Source organism: Streptococcus sp. M143, from assembly GCF_000162495.1.
In the GTDB taxonomy this organism is placed as follows: Bacteria; Bacillota; Bacilli; order Lactobacillales; family Streptococcaceae; genus Streptococcus; species Streptococcus dentisani.
Window position 1 is genome coordinate 109861 of the sequence record NZ_GG730093.1, and the last position, 22268, is coordinate 132128.

19 protein-coding genes and 1 pseudogene are annotated in these 22268 nt (G+C 42.4%); 13 read left to right on the plus strand and 7 right to left on the minus strand.

The genetic code is table 11. The annotated features are described in order from the left end of the window. Both HMPREF0850_RS13010 and HMPREF0850_RS04750 read right to left on the minus strand, forming a co-directional pair. Positions 1–546, minus strand: a pseudogene (locus HMPREF0850_RS13010) (hypothetical protein); the annotation flags it as partial. A 203-nt stretch (positions 547–749) separates the two neighbouring features. After that, a complete protein-coding gene (locus tag HMPREF0850_RS04750; RefSeq protein WP_000744863.1) occupies positions 750–1916 on the minus strand; it encodes a CynX/NimT family MFS transporter in 1167 nt (388 codons plus the stop codon). 222 nt (positions 1917–2138) lie between these two features. Here HMPREF0850_RS04750 and HMPREF0850_RS04755 point away from each other — a divergent pair, with 222 nt between their 5' ends. Then, on the plus strand, positions 2139–2969 hold the full coding sequence (locus tag HMPREF0850_RS04755; RefSeq protein WP_001291464.1) for a glycosyltransferase: 831 nt from the start codon (positions 2139–2141) through the stop codon (positions 2967–2969). A 77-nt stretch (positions 2970–3046) separates the two neighbouring features. Further along, complete coding sequence (locus tag HMPREF0850_RS04760) at positions 3047–4897, plus strand: nucleoside-diphosphate sugar epimerase/dehydratase (RefSeq protein ID WP_001035730.1); 1851 nt, start codon at positions 3047–3049, stop codon at positions 4895–4897. A gap of 95 nt (positions 4898–4992) precedes the next feature. On the opposite strand, the gene HMPREF0850_RS04765 is transcribed toward HMPREF0850_RS04760, so the two are convergent. Genes HMPREF0850_RS04765 through sdaAB form a run of 3 tightly spaced genes read right to left on the minus strand, consistent with a single transcriptional unit; the run spans position 4993 to position 7196 of the window. Next, positions 4993–5622 carry an HAD-IA family hydrolase gene (locus HMPREF0850_RS04765; RefSeq protein ID WP_000095110.1) on the minus strand — a complete coding sequence of 210 codons (630 nt, stop codon included), beginning with the start codon at positions 5620–5622 and terminating at the stop codon, positions 4993–4995. 21 nt (positions 5623–5643) lie between these two features. Further along, complete coding sequence (gene sdaAA, locus HMPREF0850_RS04770; RefSeq protein ID WP_000500023.1) at positions 5644–6516, minus strand: L-serine ammonia-lyase, iron-sulfur-dependent, subunit alpha; 873 nt, start codon at positions 6514–6516, stop codon at positions 5644–5646. 8 nt (positions 6517–6524) lie between these two features. Then, a complete protein-coding gene (sdaAB, locus tag HMPREF0850_RS04775; protein ID WP_001191182.1) occupies positions 6525–7196 on the minus strand; it encodes an L-serine ammonia-lyase, iron-sulfur-dependent subunit beta in 672 nt (223 codons plus the stop codon). Positions 7197–7437: 241 nt separating this feature from the next. Here sdaAB and HMPREF0850_RS04780 point away from each other — a divergent pair, with 241 nt between their 5' ends. Further along, the gene (locus HMPREF0850_RS04780) at positions 7438–8061 is read left to right on the plus strand and encodes a LysM peptidoglycan-binding domain-containing protein (protein ID WP_000176935.1); all 624 of its coding nucleotides are present in this window, start codon (positions 7438–7440) and stop codon (positions 8059–8061) included. A 15-nt stretch (positions 8062–8076) separates the two neighbouring features. Here HMPREF0850_RS04780 and HMPREF0850_RS04785 read toward each other — a convergent pair whose 3' ends face one another. Continuing rightward, positions 8077–8940 (minus strand): helix-turn-helix domain-containing protein, encoded by an 864-nt coding sequence (locus HMPREF0850_RS04785; RefSeq protein WP_001268190.1) that lies wholly within the window; start codon positions 8938–8940, stop codon positions 8077–8079. A 378-nt stretch (positions 8941–9318) separates the two neighbouring features. Here HMPREF0850_RS04785 and HMPREF0850_RS04790 point away from each other — a divergent pair, with 378 nt between their 5' ends. From HMPREF0850_RS04790 to mnmG, 10 genes are all read left to right on the plus strand, one after another. After that, positions 9319–9603: a lactococcin 972 family bacteriocin gene (locus HMPREF0850_RS04790; protein WP_000737526.1), complete on the plus strand. Its 285-nt coding sequence runs from the start codon at positions 9319–9321 to the stop codon at positions 9601–9603. Between the two features lie 54 nt (positions 9604–9657). Continuing rightward, positions 9658–11766, plus strand: coding sequence for a bacteriocin-associated integral membrane family protein (locus HMPREF0850_RS04795; protein ID WP_000724253.1), 2109 nt, complete (start codon positions 9658–9660; stop codon positions 11764–11766). Continuing rightward, on the plus strand, positions 11763–12392 hold the full coding sequence (locus tag HMPREF0850_RS04800) for an ABC transporter ATP-binding protein (RefSeq protein WP_000593112.1): 630 nt from the start codon (positions 11763–11765) through the stop codon (positions 12390–12392). The genes HMPREF0850_RS04795 and HMPREF0850_RS04800 overlap by 4 nt, the downstream gene beginning before the upstream one ends. Positions 12393–12621: 229 nt before the next feature. After that, positions 12622–13428, plus strand: a complete 807-nt coding sequence (locus tag HMPREF0850_RS04805) for an ABC transporter substrate-binding protein (RefSeq protein WP_001045255.1) — start codon at positions 12622–12624, stop codon at positions 13426–13428. 15 nt (positions 13429–13443) lie between these two features. Continuing rightward, positions 13444–14640 (plus strand): argininosuccinate synthase, encoded by a 1197-nt coding sequence (locus HMPREF0850_RS04810; RefSeq protein WP_000031900.1) that lies wholly within the window; start codon positions 13444–13446, stop codon positions 14638–14640. A 27-nt stretch (positions 14641–14667) separates the two neighbouring features. Further along, entirely contained in the window at positions 14668–16059 is a 1392-nt protein-coding gene (gene argH / locus HMPREF0850_RS04815) for an argininosuccinate lyase (RefSeq protein ID WP_000042242.1), read from the plus strand. 427 nt (positions 16060–16486) lie between these two features. After that, positions 16487–17608, plus strand: a complete 1122-nt coding sequence (gene mnmA / locus HMPREF0850_RS04820; RefSeq protein ID WP_001282949.1) for a tRNA 2-thiouridine(34) synthase MnmA — start codon at positions 16487–16489, stop codon at positions 17606–17608. Between the two features lie 140 nt (positions 17609–17748). Next, entirely contained in the window at positions 17749–18204 is a 456-nt protein-coding gene (locus HMPREF0850_RS04825; RefSeq protein WP_000068549.1) for an NUDIX hydrolase, read from the plus strand. An 8-nt stretch (positions 18205–18212) separates the two neighbouring features. After that, positions 18213–18644, plus strand: coding sequence for an NUDIX hydrolase (locus tag HMPREF0850_RS04830; protein WP_000989471.1), 432 nt, complete (start codon positions 18213–18215; stop codon positions 18642–18644). Next, a complete protein-coding gene (mnmG, locus tag HMPREF0850_RS04835) occupies positions 18634–20547 on the plus strand; it encodes a tRNA uridine-5-carboxymethylaminomethyl(34) synthesis enzyme MnmG (protein WP_000221919.1) in 1914 nt (637 codons plus the stop codon). Before HMPREF0850_RS04830 ends, mnmG begins: the two co-directional genes overlap by 11 nt. A gap of 37 nt (positions 20548–20584) precedes the next feature. Here mnmG and rnjA read toward each other — a convergent pair whose 3' ends face one another. Next, positions 20585–22267 (minus strand): ribonuclease J1, encoded by a 1683-nt coding sequence (gene rnjA / locus HMPREF0850_RS04840; protein WP_000331971.1) that lies wholly within the window; start codon positions 22265–22267, stop codon positions 20585–20587. Between the last annotated feature and the right edge of the window lies 1 nt (position 22268).

The window sequence follows — 22268 nt, forward strand, 5'->3', positions numbered from 1 at the left end:
AAAAATCATGGCATACTGCAAAGCTATATCAGGCGAATCCTGGAATTGTTGCTGTAATTTCTCTAATTTTTCAGCAGTAGTCTCTAGTTCTTTCAACTCAGTTTGCTTGGTTGACAAATTGAACAAAATCCTGGCATAACGTAAAGCTATATCAGGCGAATCCTGGAATTGTTGCAGTAATTTCTCTAATTTTTCAGCAGTAGCCTTCCGCTCCTTCAACTCAGTTTGCTCGGTTGATAAATTAACCAAAATCATGGCATACGGCAAAGCTATATCAGGCGAATCCTGGAATTGTTGCTGCAATTTCTCTAATTTTTCGACAGTAGCCTCGATCTCCTTTAACTCAGTTTGCTTGGTTGACAAATCGAACAAAATCCTGGCATACCGCAACGCAATGTCTTCTGATTCAGGATATTGTTCATAAATTATTCTTGCTTTTTCTGCTAGAGTTTCACAGGCAGTCTTATCTGTCTCCTTGGCTGATAAGCCAACGAGCTTATCTAACTCTGCTAAACTTTGATCCAAATTGTATTTCAGTTCATCCATCCTGTGCACCTCACTTAAAATAGTAGCTATCTTATAAACCAATTTATTTTTCCTATGACAATTAGTTTCTATACATCTTATTATATCAAAAATGCCATCTTTCTGCTAACAGATGGATGATGCTTTTTGTTGATATAAGTATCAAAAAAGCCAGACAGAGTCTAGCTTTGCATTGTTTATATCTGAGAAGTATTTTAGAAAAATTAAAGTATCTTATCAGCCCGATCCACCATAAAGAGCGAGACGGTCATGATGATGTCAACAGTAAGAAGAGCAAGGACGGCTGGGATCCAAGATTGGAAAAGGTCAAAACTGTAACCAAACAAGGTAGGACCAAAAGCTGCTAAGATGTAGCCCCCTGTTTGCGCTAGTCCTGACAGCTGGGCTGTCTTTTCAGGCGAACTGGTTTTAAGAGAAAAGCAAACCATGAGGTAGGGGAAGAGGGCGCTACAGGCCGTTCCAATTAAGAGATGGGCGACTAACCAGTAGAGGAAATTATTGGTTGGATACGAGAGCATGGCAATTCCTGTCATACCAGCGATAGAGATAATTGCCAGCATGATTCGACGATGACCATCTGACAGACGAGTCGTTAGACTTGGGACAGTCATGGAAAAAGGAATGCTGATCAGCGAGAAGATAGAAGCCAGAAGAGCCGCATCACTATTAGAAATACCAGCACTAACAGCCATAGTTGGCAACCAAGTCATACTTGTATAAAAGAGCAAGGACTGAAGCCCGCCAAAGATAATGATAGCCCAGACATCTTTACTTTTTAGAATATTCTCTTTGACTTGCTTTTCTTTTTGGCTTTCTAGGTGGTGGTTGTGGCGATGATTTGGCAACCAGACTAGCAGAGTGACCAGACAGAGAAAACTGAGAACGAGGATGAGGCCCTTCCAAGAACTAGCTTGGGTGATAGGGACCGAAAGATAAGAAGCGATAGCTGTCGAAATTCCCATGGCAGTGACATAGAGAGTTGTTAGGAAACTAATCTTTTGAGGCTGATTTGCCTGGATCATACTTGGGAGGAGTACATTGAAGATCGCAATGCTTGCTCCGATGATCAGAGTTCCTAGATAGAGAAGGGGAAGATTGAAAATCCGAATGACAGAGCCAACAGTTAAGAGAAGGAGACAGTAGGTGAAGAGATGTTCCAACCCGATTTTTTGTGCCAAGCGACTCGCAAAAGCAGAGAAAAGAGCAAACATCAAGAGAGGGAGACTGGTTAAAATCCCAAGAGAGCTGACCTCAACTCCTAGTCCCTGAGCAATATCCCCTAAAATGGTTGGAAGAGCAGTAAAAGGAGAGCGTAAAACAGTCCCGATTAAGACAATTCCTAGAACAAAAAAGAGTGATTGTTTTTTCATAAAAACCTCGATAGGATGATTTTAATAACAGCTTATTTTAAGGTTTTTTTCTTACAATGTCAAGGAGAGGACTGCTAAGAAAGTTAGAACGATTTAACTGAAAATAGAGTGAAAGGGGACGGATTTCTTTACTAGAATTTTCCTTGATTTGATATAAAAATAGGAAACTAGGAAATTTTGTGATAAAATAGTGGAAGGAAATCTATAAATTGGAGAAAAACTGTGTCTGAAAAGCAAAAAATCAGCGTCTTGATGTCGGTCTATGTAAAGGAAAATCCGACGTTTTTAAGAGATGCTATCAAGAGTATTCAAAACCAGACCTTGGAACCAAGTGAGCTTGTTCTTGTTGAGGACGGGCCGCTCACGCCCGAACTCTATCAAGTGCTAGATGAAGTGGAAGCGCAGTCAGAGATTCCAGTTAAGCGTTGCCCCTTAGAGCAAAATCAAGGTTTAGGTTTGGCTCTTCGATACGGTGTTTTACAGTGTCAGTATGATATCATCGCTCGCATGGATACAGATGATATAGCGGTAGCTGACCGCTTTGAAAAGCAAGTCCAACTAATGGAGCAGGAAAATCTGGACCTCTTAGGCGGGCATATCGCAGAGTTCATTGACAATCCTGACGAGATTGTTTCTTACCGTCGTGTTCCTACTCAGCACGCAGACATTGTGGCTTATCAGAGAATGAGAAGCGCTTTTAACCATATGACAGTCATGTTTAAAAAGGACATGGTCCTCAAGGCGGGCAACTACGAAGATGGCCTTTACATGGAGGATGACCTCCTTTGGCTCAATATGATTGCTGCAGGTGCCAAGACTGGGAACCTAGCTCAAATCTTGTGTAAGGTTCGTGTCGGTGCAGGGATGTTTGAGCGTCGAGGTGGCTTGCGTTACCTTAAACTCTATCGTCAAGCTCGCCAACGGATGCTTGAGCGAGGGCAAATTTCTTACATGGAATATGCTAAAAGTGTAGCCATTCAGGCCATTGTTGCACTTTGTCCAGGCTTTGTACGTCAGTTTATTTTTGTAAAATTATTAAGAAAAAATAAATAGTATTGTAAAAGATAAAATAGCCAAAAAATGTTATAATAACAATATATTTAAATTCTTTTAAGAAAGAGTAAATTCCTATGAATAAAAAACTAACAGATTATGTAATTGATCTGGTTGAAATTTTAAATAAACAGCAAAAGCAGGTGTTCTGGGGTGTATTTGATATTATTAGTATGGTGGTTTCCATCATCGTGTCTTACATTCTCTTTTATGGCTTGATTAACCCAGCACCTGTAGACTATGTTATCTATACTGGTTTGGCTTTCCTTTTCTATCAAATCATGATTGGATTTTGGGGGCTCAATGCGAGTATTAGTCGCTATAGTAAAATCACAGATTTCTTAAAAATCTTTTTTGGCGTAACCGTCAGTAGCATTGTCTCTTACGGACTTTGCTACGCCTTTCTTCCTCTATTTTCTATCCGGTTCATCATACTCTTTATCTTATTGAGTACCTTCCTCATCTTACTCCCTCGTATCACTTGGCAGCTGATTTATTCTAAGCGCAAGCAGGGTAGTGGGGAGGGCGAACACCGCCGTACCTTCTTGATTGGTGCTGGTGATGGTGGGGCCCTCTTTATGAACAGCTACCAACACCCAACTAGTGACCTTGAGTTAGTGGGAATTTTAGATAATGATGAGAAGAAAAAGGGACAAAAACTAGGTGGAATTTCCGTTTTGGGTTCTTATGATAATCTGCCTGAATTGGCCAAACGCCACCAAATCGAGCGCGTCATCGTAGCCATCCCTTCGCTTGATCCGTCAGAGTACGAACGTATCCTGCAGATGTGTAATAAACTCGGTATCAAATGTTACAAGATGCCCAAGGTTGAAACAGTTGTTCAGGGACTTCACCAACCAGGTAGCGGTTTCCAGAAGATTGACATCACAGACCTTTTGGGGCGTCAGGAAATCCGTCTCGACGAATCCCGTCTTGGTGCAGAGCTTACAGGCAAGACCATCTTGGTGACAGGAGCAGGTGGTTCGATTGGTTCGGAGATTTGTCGTCAGGTCAGTCGCTTCAATCCTGAACGCGTGATTTTGCTTGGGCATGGTGAAAACTCCATCTACCTCGTTTATCATGAATTGATCCGTACATTCCAAGGGATTGATTATGTTCCTGTTATTGCAGATATTCAGGACTATGACCGTCTTCTACAAGTGTTTGAACAGTACAAACCAGCCATCGTTTATCATGCTGCCGCTCACAAACACGTTCCGATGATGGAACGCAATCCAAAAGAAGCCTTCAAGAACAATATCCTAGGAACCTATAATGTTGCCAAGGCTGTTGATGCAGCCAAAGTACCTAAGATGGTCATGATTTCGACTGACAAGGCGGTCAATCCACCGAATGTTATGGGCGCAACCAAGCGCGTGGCAGAATTGATTGTTACTGGCTTTAACCAACGTAGCAAATCAACCTACTGTGCAGTCCGTTTTGGGAATGTTCTCGGTAGCCGTGGTAGCGTGATTCCTGTCTTTGAACGTCAGATTGCTGAAGGTGGCCCTGTAACGGTGACAGACTTCCGCATGACACGTTACTTCATGACTATTCCAGAGGCTAGCCGTCTAGTAATCCATGCTGGCGCTTATGCCAAGGACGGAGAAGTCTTTATCCTCGATATGGGCAAACCAGTCAAGATCTATGATTTGGCTAAGAAAATGGTGCTTTTAAGCGGGCACACGGAAAGTGAAATTCCAATCGTTGAGGTCGGTATTCGTCCGGGTGAAAAACTCTATGAGGAACTCTTGGTTTCGACCGAATTGGTTGATAACCAAGTCATGGACAAGATTTTCGTTGGTAAGGTAAATGTCATGCCACTAGAAGCCATCAATCAGAAAATTGAGGAGTTCCGTTCACTCAGTGGAGATGAGCTTAAAGAAGCGATCATTTCCTTTGCAAATGAAACAACTCATATTGAGTAAGAGTGACTCATACAATTAAACATAAATCAAAGACCAAGGTTTTGTATAGACAGAACCTTGGTCTTTTTACTCTGTAGTTTGAAGTTATTAGCTTGTTATAGCTGACTGATGATATCATCGATTGTATGGGCAATCCAGTCGGGTTGATAGCTGAGCAAATCAGCCTCTTCTCCAAATCCCCAAGTGACAGCAAACTTTTTAATGCCAGTTTCTTGGGCTCCAATCATATCAAACTTGGTATCCCCGATGATGAGGACTTGGTCTGCAATGAGTTGATGCGTTTGCAAGGCGTAACGGATAACATCCGCCTTGTGTGGTGTTTCTGGACTAGAACCGTAAATGCCGTCAAAGAAATGATGGATTCCCAGATTTTTAGTCATATCATGAGCAGTAGGAGTATTCTTTGTTGTGGTGATATAGAGAGGATAGTTTTGCGAGAGTTCTTGAAGCAATTCCGTCATTCGGGGGAAGAGTTGCGCTTCGTGGATCCCTTTTTTCTTGTAGTAAGAACGGTAGGTTTGAACAGCTTCCGAGATTTGCTCCTTTGGGAGACAAGTTGCAAAACTAGTTTCAAGCGGTGGACCCATGAAACCACGAATTGTTTTAGCATCAGGAGTCGGAACTCCCAGTTGTTCAAAGGTATGAGTAAAGGAATTGTGGATCCCGATGGAACTGTCAACGAGGGTTCCGTCTAGATCGAAAAAGATGGCTGAGATTGATGACATAGTTTCTCCTATTAGATAAGGTTATTCTCCGAAGATTTCTTTTTGTAGGCGACGGCCAGTAGGGGTGGCAGCGAGTCCACCTTCAGCCGTTTCTCGGAAGGCAGTTGGGAGGCTGGATCCGACTTGGTACATGGCATCGATGACTTCGTCAACAGGGATCTTAGACTCGATACCTGCCAAGGCCATATCAGCCGCGATAAAGGCAAAGCTGGCTCCCATGGCATTGCGCTTGACACAGGGAACCTCGACCAAACCAGCGACGGGGTCACAGATGAGACCTAGCATATTTTTAATGACAAAAGCGATGGCTTGGCTAGCTTGATAGGGCGTTCCACCTGCAGCCAAGGTCAAGGCTGCGGCACTCATGGCAGAGGCAGAGCCAACTTCGGCCTGGCAGCCACCTTCAGCACCTGAAATAGAAGCGTTGTTTGCGATAACCAATCCAAAGGCACCCGCAGCAAAGAGGAAATCCAGCTGTTCTTCGTGGCTAAGGTCAAGTTTTTGAATAGCTGCAGTAAGAACGGCAGGCAGACAGCCAGCACTTCCTGCGGTTGGAGTGGCGCAGACCAAGCCCATTTTAGCGTTGTGTTCGTTGACCGCGATGGCATTTCGGGCAGCTGATAGGATGGTAAAGTCAGACAAGGCCTTGCCACTTTTGAGATGGCGATCTAGCTTGGCTGCATCGCCACCCGTTAGCCCACTGCGGGATTTGTTTTCACTGAGGCTGAGCTCGACAGAGGCTTTCATGACCTCTAGATTGCGCTCCATGAGGAGGAGCACTTCTGCACGTTCCCGGCCGGTCAGTTCATGTTCTGTTGCAATCATGAGTTCTGCGACATTTCCTTGGAAGTCTAGATCCGCCTGCTCGACCAATTCTTTGATAGAATAAAACATGTTTCCTCCTACTTAAAGAAATTGACATTATGAAGATGAGGGATTTTTCGGATTTCTTCAATCGCCTCTTCACAACTTCGACTATCGACTTCGATAATCATGATGGCTTTTTCTCCAGCTTTTTCCCGAGTCACATTCATCTGGGCGATGTTGATATCAAAACGAGAGAGGGCTTCTGTAACATGAGCAATCATCCCCGGAATATCCTGATGCACGATGATGATGGTCGGGGTATTCATGTTGAGAGAGACGGCAAAACCATTGAGTTCCGTAACTTGGATATTTCCCCCACCGATGGAAATCCCTGTCACACTAATGGACTTATGGTCATTCTTTACAGTGATTTTAGTGGTGTTAGGGTGAGGAGCATTGCTGTCTTTCTGAATGGTCCAGACAATCTTGATGCCCCGTTTATGGGCAATCTCGAGACTGTTTGGGATGTCGGGATCATCCGTATCCATACCTAAAATACCAGCGACGAGAGCAAGATCCGTTCCATGACCACGGTAGGTCTTGGCAAATGAGTTAAATAATTGGAATTCTACCTCTGTTGGCATATCGCCAAAGATGGAGGAGACGATTTTTCCGATACGAACGGCACCAGCTGTATGGCTACTTGATGGGCCAATCATGACAGGCCCGATAATATCAAAGACAGATTGAAAACGAAGTGATTGCATCTGTTTCCCCTTACAAAGATTCTTATATCTATTATATCAAAGAATGAACCTCCGCGCTTATTTCCCTTATCAAAACCTCAAAATGATTAAAGATAGTATAAAACAAGGTCTTTTGTGACAAAAACCTCCGTAAAACGGTAAATATAAAACATTTTTGTAATATTTCTACATATAACCGTTAAACAACGGTAACATTTAAAAGGTATCATAGATATATTCAATAGAAGGAGAATTTTTAGATATGACATTAACAACTAAAAAAATCAAAACAACTATCGCAGGAGTAGCAGCTTTGCTTGCTTTCTTTGTACCAGCCCTTGCCTCTGCACAAGAAACTGTAACTTACACTGTTAAATCAGGTGATACTCTTTCAGAAATCGCTGAGAAGTACAACACTACTGTTGAAAAATTGGCGGCAAAAAACAACATCAAAGATATTCATCTTATCTATGTTGACCAAGTTTTGGTTATTGAAGGAACAGCTTCTACTGCAGCTCCAGCAGCAACAACGGAAGAAACAGCTCCAGTAGCTACAGAAACAGTTGAAGAAGCTCCAGCAGCAACAACAACTTATGAAGCCCCAGCTGCACCTGCAACTCCAGCAGCAGAAAGCAACACTGCAGCAGCTTCTACTGTAAGTGGTTCTGAAGCAGAAGCCAAAGAATGGATCGCTCAAAAAGAATCAGGTGGTAGCTACACTGCTACAAACGGACGTTACATCGGACGTTACCAATTGACAGATTCATACTTGAACGGTGACTACTCAGCTGAAAACCAAGAACGTGTAGCAGATGCCTACGTTGCAGGACGTTACGGTTCATGGACAGCTGCTAAGAACTTCTGGCTTAACAACGGTTGGTATTAAGAATACAAGAGTCCTTTAGGGCTCTTTTTTGTTTACAAAGATGTTAACTTCTCGCTCTAGCTCTGTTAGTAAGTGTTCATCTTCTACTAGTTTAGCTAAGGAGAGTCCATTCTGTATCAACTGAGCATCATTAGCACAAATGCCGATACGAATATAGGAAAACGCAAGTGTATCGTACTGTTTGCTTGCTTTTGCCTCCTCTAAGAGAGTGTAGCAAAGCTGTTTGCAAAGCAACTTATCACCATTGTAAAGATAAAGGGTTGAGAGATTCAGAAGCAACATCATACGAAGCTGAAAGACAGGACTATAGTGTTTATAAACCTCTAGTCGTTCGAGAATTTTTTCGGTAATCTGATGAATATACTCCATAGGAAAAGCAAAGAGAATGGTATTAAGGACTTTGAGGTCACTCTCATACCAAGTATCTTGTTTCTCAATCTTATCCCATAATCTGTTTACAATGTTGTCAACCTTACTTGACAATTTTTCTATCCCATTTTCACGGATGTAGATAACGATTTCGAGCATATCTTGCAACTGCTGGATGGGAAAATCATGATGTGTTTTTAGATAATGTTGGCATTTTTTGAGTAATTTACTTAAGTCGCTCGTACCACTAATAGAAGCCATTTTTAGAAAAGTCTGCATGATAGTTGATCGTTCACTTGGGTGGTAGAGATGGCAAATATATTCAAACTCTTCAAAACTCATATTAATTTGCTGGAGAAGAAATTCCATATTCTCATATTTTGGAGTTGTCTTGCCACTTTCTATTTTTGATAGGCTGGTTCTTGAGAGAACACCCCCACAGACCTCTTCTTGAGTCAATCCTTTTGACTCACGGATTTCTTTATAAACATTTCCAAAATCGTAGCGCATGATTCCCTCCTTATTTGTGAAAAAAGTTAACAATAAATTGAAACTGATTAAAAATATTGTATCATAGTAATATAAAAAGTAAAAAAGAAATCTAAAATAAATTTGTGAAAAAGGTTAACAAATTTTACGACAAGGTATATTGTATTTTATAATCAAGATGATGAAGTACTAAGGGGGTATCAAATGTATAAAAAAGTATATCGTCTGTTGTTATTTATGTTATGGATGGTTATTTTCTTCCCTTGGGGATGGCTCTTATAAAATTTTGATTAAGTAAAACGAAAGGAAGGTGAGTCCAATGGACTTCAATGTTTACAAATGAACCAATTCATCTGTTTCTGTGAAACAGTTCAAGATATAAGATGTGAGGAAAATATCATGAAAAAATTAGTAAAAATTGGTGTCGCAACCGTAATGGCATGTGGTCTGCTTGCTACGACAAATGCTTTAGCAGTATGGGTAGATGGTGGTCAATGGAACTATGGAGTAGGTTGGACAGGAACTTTTGGATATTCTGATTATTTACATTCTACTCGCTCTCATACAGCAACTGTCCGACATGGAGGTAGAATCTCTAAGGATCGTCAGGGTCCTAGGGTTTGGGCACAAGCTTCCCTTACTAAAATTCCGCCAACAGGATTAGAATATTTCTATGGATTTTAAGTGAAATTTTCCCTCTCCTATTAGGAGAGGGAGAACTTTATTGGAGGTATCTTTATGAAAAAAATCAGTAATTTCTGTATGTTACTACTGCTTCTGTGTACCACTTTCTTTGTTTTTAATGTAAACTATACACGAGAAGTAGTTCGGATTCAGGAAATGGGAAAGACAGCGAGTTCTTTGGATGTATACTTGAAAGATGTCAATGAACCTGCAGAATCTGTTCTTCGATTTTTTGAGTATGTATCAAAGGAATACAAAGTATCCATCATCAAAACAGACAGTGGTGATGAGGTAATCAAGTCTGGTGTTTTTGATAAAGATACCTTCCCCTACCAAGAGTTTGGGATTTCTTCCCTTGGTTTTACCACAGATGGTGAAGGAGTCTACAGTAATAAAGAAATTTCCAATAAACTTGGTACGATTCCGACCTTTCTAAAAGCCAAGCCTATTCAGCTTATGACTTTTCAAGCCTACATCAAGGATACATCTCGTAGTTTAAATGGTCGCTACACGATTAGTTCGGCTCAAGAGATGGATAGAGATCAGATTTTACAGAAGTGGAGTGATTTTTTCAAGACTGACCAGACTACCTTGCTAGAGCCAACCTACAAAAGTGCAGTGGAAGTCTTAAATCGAGATTTGCTCTTATCTGCTATTATTTTTGTCTTGGCTATTTTGCTTCTTGTCTTAGTAACAGTGTATCAGCCAATGATGGAGATGAAAAGAGTTGGGGTACAAAAATTACTTGGTTTTCAAGATCGGGCTGTTTTAGCTGATGTTGTGAAAGGCAACCTCTACCTCCTCCTAGGTGGGGCGCTTGTGATTAATCTAGGGGTGTTTTTCTTGCTTGATTATAAGCCGAAAGATTTGTTCCCTATGCTGTGGTTGTCTCATTTTTTGCTTTTGCAGCTTTATCTCTTTATCAGTTGGTTGACCTATCTCTTGATCCAAAAAATGACAATCAGCTCTCTGCTGAAAAGTTTTTCATCTTTTAAATTTGGTTTACTCTTTAATTATTTGATGAAAATTGGAACTACCATTTTACTGACAGTCTTGCTAGTTGGGGTAGGAAAAAGTTTGGAGCAAGAAAACAAAGAGTTGGATTACCAGAAACAGTGGATCAGTCAAGGAAATTATCTGACCTTGGAAACTTTCCAACTCAATGATAACCTGTGGCAAGAGCAGTTGGCAGGCTCAGGGCAAGCAGTGGATTATTTCTATCGATTTTATCAGGATTTGGTAGAAAAAACGCAGGCGGGCTATGTGCAAAGTAGCAGTCTTCCTGTAAAAAATTTTGTCAAATTAGAACAGATTCAGCAATATCAGTTAACAGATACGGTGGATGTTTACTATGCTAATCGCAATTTTCTAAAGAGCAAGGGATTCAAGTTACCCGATACCGGCACTAAAAAAGTTATTTTGATGCCAGCAAGTACGAAAGGTGAAGAAGATAAGAATCAGCTCTTGGGGAAATTAATTGCCTATCTTTCGATGAAGTATGAAGAGCAGCAAAAACGAACGATAGAGGAGATGGATATCGAGATTGCTTACTATGAGGGTGATTGGTCATTCTTCCCCTATAACGAAAAGCGAAAGGAAAATCTCTACAATCCAATTATTAGCTTGGTCAATGATTCCGATATGATGTGGGATGAAAAAGCCTCCCTGTCTACAACAGGTTTAAATAACCCGATTAAAATCGAAAATACGGCTCAACATCAAAAAGAGGTAACAGCGTTAGTTGAGAAATTATCAGATGGGAATTATTTAAAATTTTCATCTATTCAAGTCATTCAACAAGATAAAGTAGATTCTTATCGAGATGCTGTTCGGAATTTCAATATACTCTTTGCTTTGGTTGGTCTTCTTAGTATGATGATTTCCTACTTCTTATTAGTAACAACTTTCTTATTGAAGCGAACAGACATTATCACCAAGAAGTTTATGGGCTGGAAATTGATAGATCGGTATCGCTCCTTGCTGGGTCTTCTATTAGCTGTTTATAACCTTCCTTTTATGATTTTGCTATTCTTTACACAGGCACTTTTCCCTCTCCTACTTTTTGCAGGATTTACAGGCTTAGATATCCTGTTTGTGCTTTTCTTGGGTTCTAAGATGGAAAAACGAAATGTAGTGCAGTTATTGAAAGGGGATCACTTATGATAAAGTTGGAAAATGTTACGAAAACCATTGGGAAAAAAGTTATTTTGGAGAACTTATCTCTAAAAATTAACCAAGGAGATTTAGTTGCCATTGTTGGAAAAAGTGGCAGTGGCAAGTCAACCTTGTTAAATCTCTTGGGTTTGATAGATGGCGATTACAGTGGACATTATGAAATTTTCGGTCAGCAAAATGTACCTGTCAATTCTGTTAAGTCGCAAGCGATTATCCGCGAACATATCTCCTATCTGTTTCAAAACTTTGCTCTGATTGATAATGAAACGGTAGAGTATAATCTCATGCTCGCTCTAAAGTATGTAAAATTATCCAAGAAGGACAAAGTCAAAAAGATAGAAGAAATTTTAGAGAGAGTGGGGTTGCCATTAATTCTACATCAAAAGGTTTCAGAGTTATCTGGAGGAGAACAGCAGCGAATCGCAGTTGCTAGAGCCATTTTAAAACCCAGCCAGCTCCTTTTAGCAGATGAACCAACCGGTTCTCTAGATCCTGAAAATCGAGATTTGGTTTTGAACTTTCTCTTAGATATGAACAAGGAAGGTAAAACGGTCATTATCGTTACCCACGATGCCTATGTAGCTCAACAGTGCCATCGAGTCATTGAATTGTGAAAGAGAATGTGGAGAGTTCGTTGCTCTCTTCATCTTACTTGTAATTGGACAATTGTATTTTTAAAAAAATTAAATAGTATAAATAAGCTTATTATGTGTAAAAATATATCATATAATAAGCTTTTTCTTAATTTTAATGAAATAAAATACAGTTTTTCCTTGACAAACGAGAACGAGAAGAGTATTATTTATACAATAATAAAGTATAAAAATTAAAGGAGGCTCTTCTATGAATAAAGTGAAGAAGGTGTTGATGACGATGTTTGGTTTGCTTATGTTTCCCTTATTATTTGCTTGTAGTAACACTCAATCCCAAGGTGTTGAAGCCATTAAGGCTAAAGGAAAATTGGTGGTGGCCCTAAATCCAGAGTTTGCTCCATTTGAATACCAGAAATTGGTCGATGGGAAAAATCAGATTGTAGGTTCAGACGTTGAGCTAGCCAAAGCCATCGCAAAAGAACTAGGTGTAGAAGTGGAGTTCTCTCCAATGAGTTTTGACAATGTACTAGCTAGTCTTGATTCAGGTAAGGCCGATCTTGCCATATCAGGTGTTTCTAAAACGGAAGAGAGAAGTCAAGTTTACGATTTTTCAATTCCCTACTACACTTCGAAAAATAAGGTTATCGTAAGAAAATCTGAATTAACGAATTACCAATCAGTCCAGGATTTGGCTCAGAAAAAGGTTGGAGCGCAGAAAGGTTCTATCCAGGAAACTCTGGCTAAAGAAACCTTGCAGGATTCTTCTCTCGTTTCACTTCCTAAAAATGGAAATTTGATAACAGATTTGAAATCAGGGCAACTGGATGCGGTTATCTTTGAGGAACCAGTGGCGAAAGGATTTGTAGAGAATAATCCAGACCTAGCCATCGCTGAGTTTGATTTTGACAATGACAAAGAAGATTCCTACGCTGTTGCGATGAAAAAAGATAGTAAGGAATTGAAAGAAGCGGTTGACAAAACCATCCAGAAGTTGAAGGATTCTGGGGAGTTGGACAAATTGATTGACGATGCTTTTAAAGCCTCTATCGAAAAATAGAAAGAAGGAAGAGAAATGAGTAAGGAAAAAGTCATTTTAGCCTATTCAGGTGGATTGGATACATCAGTTGCTATTACATGGTTAAAAAAAGACTATGATGTGATCGCTGTTTGTATGGATGTGGGTGAAGGAAAAGATTTGGAGTTCATCCACGATAAAGCTCTCAAGGTTGGGGCTGTAGAGTCTTATGTCATTGATGTTAAGGAAGAATTTGCAAATGACTATGTTTTAGTGGCCCTTCAGGCTCATGCTTACTATGAACAGAAGTATCCCTTGGTATCTGCTCTGAGTCGCCCTCTTATTTCAAAAAAACTCGTTGAAATAGCTCATCAGACGGGGGCAACCACAATTGCCCATGGTTGTACAGGTAAGGGAAACGACCAAGTTCGGTTTGAAGTCTCTATCGCAGCTTTGGATCCCAATCTAAAGGTAGTTGCGCCTGTTCGTGAGTGGAAATGGTCTCGTGAAGAAGAAATCCAATATGCCAAAGAAAATGGCGTCCCAGTTCCAGCTGACTTTGACAATCCTTACTCTGTCGATCAAAATCTTTGGGGACGTGCAAATGAATGTGGTGTTCTGGAAAACCCTTGGAACCAAGCACCAGAAGAAGCATTTGGAATCACATCTTCTCCAGAAGAGGCACCAGACAGTCCAGAATTTATTGACATTGAGTTTAGCTGCGGGGTGCCCATCTCCCTCAATGGTGAGAAGATGAAAGTAGCGGATTTGATTCAAAAGCTAAATGAAATTGCGGGCAAACACGGTGTCGGTCGTATTGACCATGTGGAAAATCGCCTAGTCGGTATTAAGTCAAGAGAGATTTATGAGTGCCCAGGCGCTGTGACTTTATTGGCAGCTCATAAGGAGATTGAAGACTTGACTCTTGTGAGAGAAGTGGCTCATTTCAAACCTATTATCGAAAATGAGTTGTCCAATCTCATCTATAATGCCTTATGGTTTAGCCCAGCAACTCGGGCTTTGATTGCCTATGTCAAGGAGACACAGAAAGTTGTCAATGGAACTGCAAAAGTTAAACTCTATAAGGGGAATGCTCAGGTAGTGGCTCGGAAATCACCAAATTCTCTTTACGATGAAAATTTGGCGACTTATACCAGTGCGGATACCTTTGACCAAGATGCGGCTGTTGGATTTATCAAGCTTTGGGGGCTTCCGACTAAGGTTTATTCAGAAGTTCAGAAAAATGTTGAGTAGTGACGCGATAGAAAGGGACGACAGGATATGTCGAAAAATACAAAATTATGGGGTGGTCGATTTGAAGGCACTGTGGAAGATTGGGTAGAGCAGTTCGGTGCGAGTATTTCCTTTGACCACCAGCTGGCAAAATTTGATTTGATGGGTTCCCTAGCTCATGTTCAAATGCTAGGACAGACTGGCATTTTGAGCTTGGAAGAGGCAGAGCAGATCCAAGATGGTCTGAAAGCTTTGTTGCGAGATTTAGAGGCAGGGGAGCTTCATTTTGATATTGCAAATGAAGATATTCATATGAATATGGAAGTGTTGCTGACAGAGAAAATCGGTCCTCTGGCTGGGAAACTACACACGGCTCGTTCTCGGAATGACCAAGTCGCAACGGATATGCACTTATATCTAAAGGAGCAGCTTGGCCATGTCTTGGATAAGTTGGCGAATCTGAACAGTGTTTTGCTGGATTTGGCTGAAAAACATGTGGAAACCATCATGCCAGGCTATACCCATTTGCAGCACGCCCAACCGATTAGCTTTGCCCACCATCTCATGGCTTATTACAATATGTTCCAAAGGGATAGCGAGCGCTTTGCATTTAACTTGAAACATACGGACCTATCTCCACTAGGTGCGGCTGCCTTGGCAGGGACAACTTTTCCAATCAATCGTCAATTATCGAGTGATTTATTGGGCTTCCAACAGCCCTATACCAATTCCTTGGATGCCGTTAGTGACCGTGATTTTATCTTAGAATTCCTGTCAAATGCCAGCATTTTGATGATGCATATGAGCCGTTTTTGTGAGGAAATCATCAATTGGTGCAGTTTTGAGTATCAGTACATTAGCTTGTCTGATAGCTTTTCAACGGGTTCGTCTATCATGCCCCAGAAGAAAAATCCTGATATGGCCGAATTGATTCGAGGGAAGACAGGACGGGTTTACGGGAACTTGCTTGGACTATTGACCGTCATGAAGTCTTTGCCTCTGGCCTATAATAAGGATTTGCAAGAGGACAAGGAAGGCATGTTTGATACAGTAGAAACGATTTTGAATTCTCTGGATGTGTTGGCAGGTATGCTATCGAGCATGCAGGTTAATGAGGCCAAAATGCAGCAATCCACAGAGAATGATTTTTCGAATGCGACCGAACTGGCAGATTATTTGGCAGAAAAAGGTCTTCCCTTTAGAGAAGCGCATGAAATAGTAGGGAAATTGGTTTTAGACTCAATCAAGCATGGTAAAAATATTCAAGATTGGGATTTGGAGGAGTTGCAAACCTACCATCCCTTGATTGAAGAGGATATTTATATCTACTTGCGTCCAGAAACCGCTGTTCAGAGACGGAATTCCTTAGGAGGAACCGGCTTTGAGCAAGTGAAATACCAGATAGAACAAGCGAAGAAAGAACTTAAAGGGGAAAATTGATTCGTTTGCAAAGGAAGAAAGAGAGGTTGAGATGATTTATCAGCCTCTTTCTTGTCTTCTCCAACCAAGCGTGTTATAATGAATACTGCTCAAGCGACCTTCAATCGTTGAAGCACACACGACCTTCAATCGTGAACTAGTCATTTCGTTTATCTTTTATTACGTCGTTAACTCGCAATGAGATGCAAGCTGAGCTTGTCTGATTTATAACCTCAATCAGTCTTCCAGACTGATTGAGCGAACTCAAGTTATGCCTGCGACTCGTTGCCTATCATATTTTCATTTTAAGATGATAGGCTAAAATGGTCTCCCAGACCATTTTACTCCTAAAAGCAAACGAAAAGACTATACTCGAAGAAATTCTATTGAAAGTCATAGTAAATAGAATTTTGAGGGTATGAATAAACGAATAGATGGGAGACTTACCATGAGTGATAACTCTAAAACACGTGTTGTTGTGGGGATGAGTGGTGGTGTTGATTCGTCGGTGACGGCTCTTCTTCTCAAGGAGCAGGGCTACGATGTGATTGGTATCTTCATGAAGAACTGGGACGACACAGATGAAAACGGCGTCTGTACGGCGACCGAAGATTACAAGGATGTGGCTGCGGTGGCAGACCAGATCGGTATTCCCTACTACTCTGTCAATTTTGAAAAAGAGTACTGGGACCGCGTTTTTGAGTATTTCCTAGCGGAATACCGTGCGGGACGCACGCCAAATCCAGACGTTATGTGCAACAAGGAAATCAAGTTTAAGGCCTTTTTGGACTATGCTATGACCTTGGGGGCAGACTATGTAGCGACTGGGCACTATGCCCGTGTAGCGCGTGATGAGGATGGCATCGTTCACATGCTTCGTGGCGTGGACACTGGCAAGGACCAGACCTATTTCCTCAGCCAGCTTTCGCAAGAACAACTCCAAAAAACCATGTTCCCCTTGGGACATCTGGAAAAGCCTGAGGTACGAAAACTAGCAGAAGAAGCAGGACTTGCCACTGCTAAAAAGAAAGACTCGACAGGAATTTGCTTTATCGGAGAAAAGAACTTTAAAGAATTTCTCAGCAACTATCTGCCAGCCCAGCCAGGTCGCATGATGACCATGGATGGACGTGATATGGGTGAGCATGCAGGCCTTATGTACTATACGATTGGCCAGCGTGGTGGTCTTGGTATCGGTGGGCAACACGGTGGTGATAATGCACCTTGGTTCGTTGTCGGAAAAGACCTCAGCCAAAATATCCTCTATGTCGGCCAAGGTTTCTATCATGATTCGCTCATGTCAACAAGTCTAGAAGCCAGTCAGGTTCACTTTACTCGTGAGATGCCAGAGGAGTTTACGCTCGAATGTACGGCTAAATTCCGCTATCGTCAGCCTGACTCTAAGGTGACCGTCCATGTCAAAGGAGACAAGGCAGAGGTCATCTTTGCGGAACCGCAGCGCGCTATTACGCCAGGACAGGCAGTTGTCTTTTACGATGGCGAAGAGTGTCTCGGTGGTGGCTTGATTGACAACGCCTACCGCGATGGACAAGTTTGTCAGTACATTTAGATTGACAAATTTTCTCAATTTGCTACAATAATAAAAGCAATAGAAATGATGGTCAAAGCTCATGGATGTTGCAGGCTTTTTTGCCCTGCACTCCTTACGAGTTTTGACTGTTTTTGTGTCGTTTAAGGGAAAGGATAAAAATGGCTCAACAAGACTTTCGGACAAAAGTGGAAAATACTGTTTTTGGTGTTCGGGCGACAGCCTTGATTCTCCAAAATGGCAAACTCCTAGTCACCAAAGATAAGGGCAAGTATTACACCATCGGCGGTGCGATTCAAGTCAATGAAAGCACGGAAGAAGCGGTAGTCCGTGAAGTGAAGGAAGAACTGGGTGTCAAAGCTCAAGCTGGGCAGCTAGCTTTCGTGGTTGAAAATCGTTTTGAACAAGACGGTGTTTCCTATCACAACATCGAGTTTCATTACCTGGTGAATTTGCTTGAAGAAGCTCCATTGACCATGCAGGAAGACGAAAAAACGCAGCCTTGTGAGTGGATTGACTTGGATAAGCTCCAGAATATCCAGCTAGTTCCAGCCTTTTTAAAAACAGCTCTACCAGATTGGGACGGCCAACTAAGACACATTCATCTTGAGGAATAGGAGAGAAAATGATGGTTAAGCTTATTGCCCATGTACTTGTTCATAGTGGTGGTGATTATTTGCTCATTCAGCGTTCGGAAATTAAAAGAGGAGAACCCAACGTTTATCCAACTTACTGGGATATTCCTGGTGGCGGGGTTGAAAAGGGTGAACTTCCGCGAGATGGTGCTCTTAGAGAATGCATTGAAGAAGCGGGAGTTAGGCTAGATAGCAGTTCGCTCAAACTTCTTCACGAAGATAGTCAACTGGATACCTCTAAGGATACGGTTTTTACTCGCTTAGTTTATAAAGCAGAGTGGGTTGGGGAGAAGCCAATTATCAGATTAGATCCTGAAGAGCATACACACTTTAAATGGGTTACTATGGATCAAGCTCTAGAGGAGGAGAAGTTAGTTCCTTATTTGCGAGAAATTTTTGAAAGGTTAAGAAATGACTTATAATTTTACGGAAGAATACGATATTATTGTAATCGGTGCGGGGCACGCGGGGGTAGAAGCATCTCTAGCAGCCAGCCGTATGGGCTGTAAGGTCTTGCTTGCGACCATCAACATTGAAATGCTGGCTTTCATGCCTTGTAACCCTTCTATCGGTGGTTCTGCCAAGGGGATTGTCGTGCGTGAAGTCGATGCCCTCGGTGGCGAGATGGCCAAAACCATTGACAAGACTTACATCCAGATGAAGATGCTCAACACAGGGAAGGGGCCAGCTGTCCGTGCCCTTCGTGCGCAGGCTGACAAGGAGCTTTACTCTAAGGAGATGCGCAAGACAGTTGAAAATCAAGAGAATCTGACCCTTCGTCAAACCATGATTGATGAGATTTTGGTCGAGGATGGCAGGGTTGTTGGTGTGCGTACAGCTACCCACCAAGAGTATGCTGCCAAGGCTGTCATCGTGACTACAGGGACTGCACTCCGTGGGGAAATCATCATCGGAGATCTCAAGTATTCGTCAGGCCCAAACCACAGTCTGGCTTCGATTAACCTTGCTGACAACCTCAAGGAGTTGGGCCTCGAAATCGGTCGTTTCAAGACAGGAACACCTCCACGTGTCAAGGCTTCTTCTATCAACTACGATGTGACAGAGATTCAGCCAGGAGACGAAGCGCCTAATCACTTCTCCTACACTTCACGTGATGAAGATTATGTCAAGGACCAAGTGCCATGCTGGTTGACTTATACCAACGGTACCAGCCATGAGATTATCCAAAACAACCTCCACCGTGCGCCTATGTTTACAGGTGTGGTCAAGGGGGTGGGGCCTCGCTACTGTCCATCGATTGAGGACAAGATTGTGCGCTTTGCGGACAAGGAACGCCACCAACTCTTCCTTGAGCCGGAAGGGCGCAATACAGAGGAAGTCTATGTCCAAGGTCTTTCAACCAGTCTGCCTGAGGATGTCCAACGTGACTTGGTTCATTCCATCAAAGGTTTGGAAAATGCTGAAATGATGCGAACTGGTTATGCCATTGAGTACGACATGGTCTTGCCTCATCAATTGCGTGCGACTTTGGAAACTAAGAAAATCTCAGGACTCTTCACTGCTGGTCAGACAAATGGAACGTCAGGTTACGAAGAAGCAGCTGGTCAAGGGATTATCGCGGGTATCAATGCGGCTCTGAAAATCCAAGGCAAGCCTGAGTTGATTTTGAAGCGCAGTGATGGCTATATCGGGGTGATGATTGACGACTTGGTGACCAAGGGAACCATTGAACCTTACCGTCTCTTGACCAGTCGTGCTGAATACCGTCTCATCCTCCGTCATGACAATGCCGATATGCGTTTGACAGAGATGGGACGTGAGATTGGACTTGTGGATGATGAACGCTGGGCTCGTTTTGAAATCAAGAAAAATCAATTTGACAATGAGATGAAGCGTCTCGACAGCATCAAACTTAAGCCAGTCAAGGAAACCAATGCCAAGGTTGAGGAGATGGGCTTCAAGCCGTTGACAGATGCCGTGACAGCTAAGGAATTCCTTCGCCGTCCAGAAGTGTCTTACCAAGATGTGGTGGCCTTCATCGGGCCAGCTGCTGAGGACTTGGATGACAAGATTATCGAATTGATTGAAACAGAAATCAAGTACGAAGGCTATATTTCCAAAGCCATGGATCAGGTTGCCAAGATGAAACGCATGGAAGAAAAACGCATTCCAGCCAATATTGACTGGGATGATATTGATTCTATCGCAACAGAAGCCCGTCAGAAGTTCAAACTTATCAATCCAGAAACTATCGGCCAAGCCAGCCGTATTTCGGGAGTAAATCCAGCAGATATTTCAATTTTGATGGTGTATCTTGAAGGTAAAAATCGTAGTATTTCTAAAAATCAAGAAAAGAAAGCATAGAGAAAAACAGCTCCGAAGACGGGGCTGTTTTGTTGATTTATTCTTCTTCGTCTGGTGTGAGGATCATCGGGATGATAATCGGTTCACGTTCCGTATTTTCATAGAGGAAAGGACGAATGGCGTTGACAATGGCGCCATTGACAGATTGCACGCTAGCGTCCTTATTTTTCAATGCGATACGAATGGCATTGAAGAGGATGCGCTGGCTTTGGCGAATCAAGTCGCCAGACTCTCTCATGTAGACAAAGCCTCGGCTGAGGATATCTGGACCAGACAAGATCATTTTAGACTTGAAGTCAACAGTTGCGACTGCTAGAACGACACCGTCTTCGGATAAATCTCTACGGTCTTTGAGGACAGCAGCACCGATTTCACCGATACGATTTCCATCGACATAGATATCTTGAGCATTGAAATGACCTGCGATACGAGCAGAATTAGCAGTAAGGGCAAGCACATCACCATTGCTCATGATAAAGATATTGTCCTTCTCGACACCGGTATCCACCGCTAGTCCAGCATGGACTTTCTGCATACGGTATTCACCATGAACAGGCATGAAGTATTTGGGCTTGATCAAGCGGAGCATGAGTTTTTGCTCTTGCTGACCACCGTGTCCAGAGGTGTGGATATTGTTGATCTTACCATGGATGACTTCGACACCAGCTTCTGAGATGATGTTAATCAGCTTGTTGACGCTAGTAGTATTTCCAGGGATTGGGCTAGAAGAGAAGATAACGGTATCGCCGGGTTGGAGTTGCACCTGACGGTGGGTTCCGTTAGCGATACGAGAGAGGGCTGCCATCGGCTCCCCTTGACTACCTGTACAGAGGATAAGAACCTCGCCTGCAGGGTAGTCTTTGATTTCATTTGGCTCGATAAAGGTTCCCTTAGGAGCTTTGATGTAGCCAAGTTCGATTCCGTTGACAATGGCTTTTTCCATAGAACGACCAAAGACCGCAATCTTGCGTCCAGTCTTAACAGCGGCATCCGTTGCTTGTTGGAGACGGAAGATATTTGAGGCAAAGGATGCAAAGATGATACGTCCTTCAATGCCTTGGATGATCTTCATGATGGACTGGCCAACGACTTTTTCAGAGTTGGTAAAGGTTGGCACTTCCGCATTTGTCGAGTCAGAGAGGAGACAGAGCACACCTTCTTCACCAAGGGCAGCCATACGGTGCAAGTCTGCAGGCTCTCCAACTGGAGTAAAGTCAAACTTAAAGTCACCCGTACAAACGATTTTCCCTTGAGGAGTATGAATGACAATCCCCAAAGGCTCTGGAATGGAGTGAGTAGTTCTAAAGAAAGTTGCCTTGAGATTTTTAAAGGTCAACTCAGTGTTGTGGTTGATTTCGTAAAGTTTGGCATTGCGCAAGAGACCGTGTTCTTCGAGTTTTCCACGGATCAAAGCCAAGGCAAGTGGTCCAGCGTAGATAGGGACATTTGCTTGCTTGAGCAGGAAAGGAATCCCACCGATGTGGTCCTCGTGTCCGTGTGTAATCAAAACAGCCTTGACGCGGTCGATATTGTCCACGATGTAAGAGTAGTCAGGGATAACGTAGTCGATACCCAGCAAGTCATCTTCTGGGAATTTAATCCCAGCATCGACGATGATAATTTCGTCTTGGTATTCAATTCCGTAAGTGTTTTTCCCGATTTCTCCCAGACCACCGATGGCAAAAACGCCGACTTCTTCAGGTTTAAGAGTGTAGGCCATA

Coding starts and splice junctions, on each gene's coding strand:
- HMPREF0850_RS04750 (WP_000744863.1), bottom strand. CDS start 1,916: ATGAAAAAACAATCACTCTTTTTTGTTCTAGGAATTGTCTTAATCGGG.
- HMPREF0850_RS04760 (WP_001035730.1), top strand. CDS start 3,047: ATGAATAAAAAACTAACAGATTATGTAATTGATCTGGTTGAAATTTTA.
- HMPREF0850_RS04765 (WP_000095110.1), bottom strand. CDS start 5,622: ATGTCATCAATCTCAGCCATCTTTTTCGATCTAGACGGAACCCTCGTT.
- sdaAA (WP_000500023.1), bottom strand. CDS start 6,516: ATGTTTTATTCTATCAAAGAATTGGTCGAGCAGGCGGATCTAGACTTC.
- sdaAB (WP_001191182.1), bottom strand. CDS start 7,196: ATGCAATCACTTCGTTTTCAATCTGTCTTTGATATTATCGGGCCTGTC.
- HMPREF0850_RS04780 (WP_000176935.1), top strand. CDS start 7,438: ATGACATTAACAACTAAAAAAATCAAAACAACTATCGCAGGAGTAGCA.
- HMPREF0850_RS04785 (WP_001268190.1), bottom strand. CDS start 8,940: ATGCGCTACGATTTTGGAAATGTTTATAAAGAAATCCGTGAGTCAAAA.
- HMPREF0850_RS04790 (WP_000737526.1), top strand. CDS start 9,319: ATGAAAAAATTAGTAAAAATTGGTGTCGCAACCGTAATGGCATGTGGT.
- HMPREF0850_RS04795 (WP_000724253.1), top strand. CDS start 9,658: ATGAAAAAAATCAGTAATTTCTGTATGTTACTACTGCTTCTGTGTACC.
- HMPREF0850_RS04800 (WP_000593112.1), top strand. CDS start 11,763: ATGATAAAGTTGGAAAATGTTACGAAAACCATTGGGAAAAAAGTTATT.
- HMPREF0850_RS04805 (WP_001045255.1), top strand. CDS start 12,622: ATGAATAAAGTGAAGAAGGTGTTGATGACGATGTTTGGTTTGCTTATG.
- HMPREF0850_RS04810 (WP_000031900.1), top strand. CDS start 13,444: ATGAGTAAGGAAAAAGTCATTTTAGCCTATTCAGGTGGATTGGATACA.
- argH (WP_000042242.1), top strand. CDS start 14,668: ATGTCGAAAAATACAAAATTATGGGGTGGTCGATTTGAAGGCACTGTG.
- mnmA (WP_001282949.1), top strand. CDS start 16,487: ATGAGTGATAACTCTAAAACACGTGTTGTTGTGGGGATGAGTGGTGGT.
- HMPREF0850_RS04825 (WP_000068549.1), top strand. CDS start 17,749: ATGGCTCAACAAGACTTTCGGACAAAAGTGGAAAATACTGTTTTTGGT.
- HMPREF0850_RS04830 (WP_000989471.1), top strand. CDS start 18,213: ATGATGGTTAAGCTTATTGCCCATGTACTTGTTCATAGTGGTGGTGAT.
- mnmG (WP_000221919.1), top strand. CDS start 18,634: ATGACTTATAATTTTACGGAAGAATACGATATTATTGTAATCGGTGCG.
- rnjA (WP_000331971.1), bottom strand. CDS start 22,267: ATGGCCTACACTCTTAAACCTGAAGAAGTCGGCGTTTTTGCCATCGGT.